General features: G+C 46.1%; 6 protein-coding genes. All 6 read right to left on the bottom strand.

The features are described 5' to 3' along the window. Positions 1 to 1,147: 1,147 nt before the first annotated feature. Entirely contained in the window at positions 1,148 to 1,546 is a 399-nt protein-coding gene (locus LC093_RS19950) for a hypothetical protein (protein ID WP_226669175.1), read from the bottom strand. Positions 1,547 to 1,981: 435 nt separating this feature from the next. Then, a complete protein-coding gene (locus LC093_RS19945) occupies positions 1,982 to 2,308 on the bottom strand; it encodes a hypothetical protein (RefSeq protein ID WP_226669172.1) in 327 nt (108 codons plus the stop codon). Between the two features lie 605 nt (positions 2,309 to 2,913). Beyond that, positions 2,914 to 3,297 (bottom strand): hypothetical protein, encoded by a 384-nt coding sequence (locus tag LC093_RS19940; protein WP_226669169.1) that lies wholly within the window; start codon positions 3,295 to 3,297, stop codon positions 2,914 to 2,916. A 117-nt stretch (positions 3,298 to 3,414) separates the two neighbouring features. Next, positions 3,415 to 3,813, bottom strand: coding sequence for a hypothetical protein (locus LC093_RS19935; protein WP_226669166.1), 399 nt, complete (start codon positions 3,811 to 3,813; stop codon positions 3,415 to 3,417). Positions 3,814 to 3,891: 78 nt separating this feature from the next. Beyond that, a complete protein-coding gene (locus LC093_RS19930; RefSeq protein ID WP_226669162.1) occupies positions 3,892 to 4,593 on the bottom strand; it encodes a CPBP family intramembrane glutamic endopeptidase in 702 nt (233 codons plus the stop codon). 518 nt (positions 4,594 to 5,111) lie between these two features. Then, positions 5,112 to 5,654, bottom strand: coding sequence for a DUF2846 domain-containing protein (locus LC093_RS19925; RefSeq protein WP_226669159.1), 543 nt, complete (start codon positions 5,652 to 5,654; stop codon positions 5,112 to 5,114). Positions 5,655 to 6,221 lie beyond the last annotated feature (567 nt).

Genomic DNA, 6,221 nt, shown 5'->3' with positions numbered 1-6,221 from the left:
CATCCTGGCTGTAATTGTAGGGCTTGAAGTTGGGCATGGAGGGATTCTCGGTTTGGATCCCTCAACTTTATCAAAAAATGCTAGGTTTTTAGAGTTTTTCTACAGCCAGAACGCCCGCAGCAGGGGCGACCAATGCTGTGCACATTTTGTGCGAAACTGGGAGCGCAGCGACCCGCACAAAATGTGCATAGCGTTGGGCGTCCCGCGGAGGCCCGAAGGGCCGGAGCAAACTGCCTGCGATTGTTAGCATTGTTCACTACGATAGATCCACACACACTACTGGAGCTAAGAATAGAAGCAGGAAACCTACAATATAGGCTATGCCTTTTACTCCACGAGTACGGACAAAGTACCACGGAATATAGAGATGCCAGAAGGACTGTATTGATAACCCGAAATTATAAGGCCTATCAAACTTTTCTTGCGATGCAGATTCGTAGTAGATCCAATGCCAGAAGAGTACGAAATAAACGATTGGCCAAACTCGGATAAATGAGCTGAATGATGCCGTGCCTATGAACTTAGATACTCCACCTATAACCAAGCACGAAACCACACTCAAAATAATAAGGCTTAAAACAATTATTTTTGCTTTTCTTTCGTTCATAAGCTCTCTATTTGATGCTGAATGCTAACGCCCAGCGCAGGCGCAGCCAGCGCGGAGCACCTTTTGTGTTAATGTTTGAGCGCCAGCGAGTAACACAAAAGGTGCGTAGCGTTGGCTGTCGCTCTGCCGCTGCTTGTTAGCAATTTGGTGGCACGTCATCTCTATCTCTGTATGGTGATTTAGGCAGTTTGGTTTCGCACCATGGGCAGTACGAAATTAGATTTCCGCCAACTGATCCATCTGGAACTTCAACGTACCAGACGGACTCCCCCCGAAATGAACTTGTGTATTTAACTTTGACTTCGCTGTCACCTTCCGCCTCTTCGACTGAATAGAAGAGGCCGATACAACAATAACTCTTTATTTTTTCAATTCTTTTCATGTTACTTATTGCAAGGAGGCGCTGGCAAACGCGTATTGCTAACGCCCACAGCAGGGGCGGCTTACTTTGTGCGTGTTTTGCGCGAAACTGGGAGCGAAGCGACCGCGCTAAACGCGCACAAAGTAAGACGTCCCGCGGAGGCCCGGAGGGCCGGAGCTTCACTGCCTGTGATTGTTAAGCTTTTGTTGCTTGCGATTTTGCTGATACCCATTTACGAAGCCCCACAATGTAAAGAAGCCAAAAACTGCAGCGAAAAACACCAGTGCATAGAAAAATAGCGGATCGCTCGCGATGGTTAATAACTTCTCTTGAGGCCTATACCTTATTTCTTTGAGTAAAAATTTGCCATCTATCAGTAACCAGGGGATCAAGAGAAAAAATATACCGAGCCCCACGACAAGGTTAATGATAGGCGGCGTGCGGGCCTTCTTAATTCCACCAAAATCAAACAATGCTTTAATGTTCATGAAACTTAACGCCGCGCTCAGCCGCAGCTTACTTTGAGCGCTTTGTTGCGCGAAAATAGGAGCGTAGCGACTGCGCAGCAAAGTGCTCAAAGTAAGATGTCGGCTGCAGCGCCTGGTTATGGCTGACGCGCTCCGAAGTACCTACGGGCACCGAATGCGCCGAAGCTCCTTAAAACGAGGAAAGAACTTCCAGCTTCCCCCAACCAATTATTCTCTTAATGGCACTCCACGTTACTGCAACGGAGTTGCCACGATTCCTACGGAGCTAAACGAAAGCACTAGGAACGAAACTACTTGATCGTACCATGGCAAATAGCCAAATACTGCGGGCCAAAACAGTGCTCTCAATTACACGCTGGCACACGCCAAAAATTTTACGACCCGGCACCATAACGCCGCGAGCAGCGGCAGCTTGCTTTGGGCACTTTATGCGCAAAAATGGGAGCGAAGCGAGCTGCGCATAACGTGCACAAAGTAAGCTGTCCGGTGGAGGCCCGAAGGGCCGGAACGAACTGCCTCGCCTTGTTAAAAGGCATCTGCAAGTTGGCCATAAATTGGGGATGTTTGTTCGAAGCCTAATTTTTTAAGTTCTTGCTTAAACTGAAGTACGCTTTGTAAATGCCTTTCATATATTTTATCTCTAAGAGCATTTTCCACTTGCTTATGAATGGCGTATTCATCCATCCTAGAAATACTCTCATATTTTTCGTGCGATTTTTCACACAGTAGTTTCAATACGCCAATGAGCTCACTTTCGCTATAAAGCTCTACCACTATACCGATTCCGATAGGCCAATCTACAGACTTTAATACAAGATCAATATCACCATGTTTTGAGTCTACACGTAGCATGATGTATGCCTTTTAACGCCGCGAGCAGCGGCAGCTTGCTTTGGGCGCTTTATGCGCGAAAAAGAGAGCGAAGCGACCTGCGCATAAAGTGCACAAAGTAAGCTGTCCGGTGGAGGCCCGCAGGGCCGGAACGAAATGCCTCGCCTTGTTATAACTTGCGCTATGCATCGCGGATTGGTGCCGTGAGGTAGGATGATATTATGAACAAAGTCAACCCTACAATAAACGAGAGTAATATAGCCTTAAGGCTAAAACCTCCCATAAATTTTCCCAGGAGATAACCGCCAGTCGATCCAATGGCTATAGACGGCCACATGCTGGCTCCGCCTCTTTTGGATATAACCGATGTACAGCTTGAGCAGACTAATGCTTTTGATTCAGAAAAAGTGAGCCGTTGCTTTATCAGATTGAAGAAAGGCAATGTATTTGTGCAATAAGGACAAGTTTTTATGGCTCACTCCCTCGAGTTATAACGCCGCCAGCAGGGGCAGCTTACCTTGTGCGCGTTTTGCGCAAAACTGGGAGCGCAGCGACCTGCGCAAAACGCGCACAAGGTAAGCTGTCCCGCGGAGGGCCGAAGGCCCGGAGCATCCTGCCTGGCATTGTTAACTGTTACTTGGCAATAGGCCATAGCGCCGGAATAGCACATATAGCGTATAAGCCAAAAGTACATAAACTGCTCCTATAACCACACTAGATGGAACGGCAACGAGAGCAACTACCGCAAGAAATTTAAACCCTTCAACTGCGCCGGCATCCATTGCCGCTAACAACGGAAATACTACCAGCACAACACCTAAAAAAATAATTGGCGTAATACTGACAAGAAGCATCATGCGCTTACTGGGCTGAAACCAAATGTAGGTACCGTAGGCAACCGCAAACACTGCATAAAGCCAAAGCCATAGATCCAGGAAATGTTCCATAGGAAAAAATGCCGAAATAACCGGCAAAAAAAAGACTATGGATAAGTACAGAGCTTTATTCATGCTTACAGTTAACGCCGCAATCAGACGCGGCTTTCTTTGTGTGTTTTTTGCGCGAAAATGGGAGCGCAGCGACCGTGCAAAAAGCGCACAAAGTAAGACGTCGGCTGCATTGCATTGTTAGCTGGGTTCCCACTCGGTCCGTATTGTCATAAAGGTATTTATGGTACAAATGACCTGATCCGAGTACAGGCTGCCATTACAAGTGATATTTTTAGTCTTGTTATTCGACGCTTTGGCTGAACTACCACAATACAGCATTATTTTATGCTCAATTGGCTCAAACATAACAAAGTCATAATAAAGATTTTCCGGGAACGGATCTAAGTATGCCTCTAAATCATATTGAGAAACCGGAAACTTCCCCGTGCTCTTAAAATACTCTTTAGTTGCCTCAATAATTTTTATCATTGTTTTCTTCTGGAATTGAACATCGCCTTCACAAGGCGAATCTTCCCAACCAAAGGCAGTAAAAGGCAGCAAAAGTAAGACTGTAATTATTCCGCAGCGTATCTTCATGGTTCCTTCACAGCTAACGCCCGCAGCATTGGGCGTCCCGCGGAGGCCTGTAGGGCCGGAGCAAATTGCCTGCGATTGTTAGCTTTTACTTGGCACATAACCTGAAGTATTTCTTGCAAAGAACGCAATTGTTCCGGAATACACATCCGCTAGTATGTGGGCAATGATGGCAACCACGATACTTTCAAAATATAGATATATACCGCAAAACAAAGCACCTACGAATGCAGTTTTAATGACATGCCTCCAGCCAAGATAAACGTGCCAAAGACCAAAAAGTACACTGCTACCAAAAACGGCAACCACCCAATGAGTTTGCAGATCGAGAAAGCTATACAGATACCAGCGAAATATTAGTTCTTCACAAATTCCAGCACTAACGGAAACCAATAAAGTAAAAAGTAAAAGCTCTTTGCGGGATTCTGGCACTATATCCAATAGTGAATCGCCGCCATTCTTAAACCCATTAGCAACCTGAAGTCTAATATTTTCTCTGCTATTTATAGAAGACACCACATACGCTAGATAGATAAGAAAAGTGATAAAAATAGAGATAGCTAAATAGCTTTTCCAAGTGGAGGCAGGAAAAATATAGGGAGCGTTTACGCTTAATTTTTCTTCAAAAAAAGAATAAATTAAGAATCCTGTGATAGCCCATAATACTACTGAAACTTTTACATACTCTACGATCTTACTTTGAGATTTGTATTTCTCAAAGACCAAATCTGCTATAGGAAATAGTAACAATGTCAATAGTAGTGCTATTTCTAATGTTTGCATGCCAAATATTCCATTACTAAGCTAACGCCGCGCTCAGCCGCAGCTTACTTTGAGCGCTTTGTTGCGCGAAAATAGGAGCGTAGCGACTGCGCAGCAAAGTGCTCAAAGTAAGATGTCGGCTGCAGCGCCTGGTTATGGCTGACGCGCTCCGAAGTACCTACGGGCACCGAATGCGCCGAAGCTCCTTAAAAACGAGGAAAGAACTTCCAGCTTCCCCCAACCAATTATTCTCTTAATGGCATTCCACGTTACTGCAGCGGAGTTGCCACGATTCCTACGGAGCTAAACGAAAGCACTAGGAACGAAACTACTTGATCGTACCATGGTAAATAGCCAAATACTGCGGGCCAAAACAGTGCTCTCAATTACACGCTGGCACACGCCAAAAATTTTACGACCCGGCACCATAACGCCCAGCGCAGGCGCAGCCAGCGCGGAGCGCATTTTGTGTTAATGTTTGAGCGCCAGCGAGTAACACAAAAGGTGTGTAGCGTTGGCTGTCGCTCTGCCGCTGTTTGTTAGATTTTTTTCGTGAGTTGAGAACCAACAGCCAAACGCAACTTTTGAAGCTCCATGAGCGCATGTTGTTTATGCACGAAACCAATTAAATGATCCGCATCTAATAATCCACCTTCATGGAGACCGCTAAATACCTTACTCTGCTTTTTATGGAGAAAATAGTCTGATTGCTTCGAATTACCAAGAGGAAGTGATTTGAAATAGGCGAGAAAATATTCTTTTCCGGGTTCGACATTATAAGTTGTCTCCAAATACGGACCTCCGCCCATCCAATTCTCAACAATTTGAACACCAAAAGAATACTCTCCTGGAGAGAGCACAACCTTGGTGTAAGTACCATTGGCTAGAACAGCTGCTACCTCTCCGTCTATGAACATATTGTATTCTCGGGCACTGCCTACAAATGCGGCTGGCCTAAACAAGTAAACAATAGCTTTTTCTCTGGGAACCTTTTCTTGCCCAGAATACATCGCACCCTTTATTACAGTAGGGCTTGCGCAGGACACCAAGATTAAACATACAAATAATATTATTGTTCTCATTGCTTCTCCAAATCTAACGCCCAGCGCAGGCGCAGCCAGCGCGGAGCGCATTTTGTGTTAATGTTTGAGCGCCAGCGAGTAACACAAAAGGTGCGTAGTGTTGGCTGTCGCTCTGCCGCTGCTTGTTAGTGTTTTGGGTCTCTACCGACCATTTTCATGGAACATCGCGTGACGCAACCACCCAAGAGAACGAACGCCGCACCCCAATTACGAAATTGAAATATACCACGGTGCGGCGCCGCCCTTCTGGCACAGACTTTCCGCACCAAATCGGCGGCGCGGCACAAGCAATACTGCTGAAAAATACTCCATTGCCCGACAGCTAAAGCCAAATGGTGGAGCCACGTTTTTTGCGGTGGTGTTGAGACCCCATACTTTGAAGCTACCGCCACCCATTATTCATAACTTTCTACGAAGCACTATTCGCTGCCAATACTCTTAAAAACACTAACGCCCAGCGCAGGCGCAGCCAGCGCGGAGCGCCTTTTGTGTTAATGTTTGAGCGCCAGCGAGTAACACAAAAGGTGCGTAGCGTTGGCTGTCGCTCTGCCGCTGATTGTTAGGCAT

Origin of the sequence: Microbulbifer aggregans (assembly GCF_020524005.1) — a bacterium.
Taxonomy (GTDB): Bacteria; Pseudomonadota; Gammaproteobacteria; order Pseudomonadales; family Cellvibrionaceae; genus Microbulbifer; species Microbulbifer aggregans_A.
This window is presented reverse-complemented; position numbering and strand designations above follow the sequence as displayed.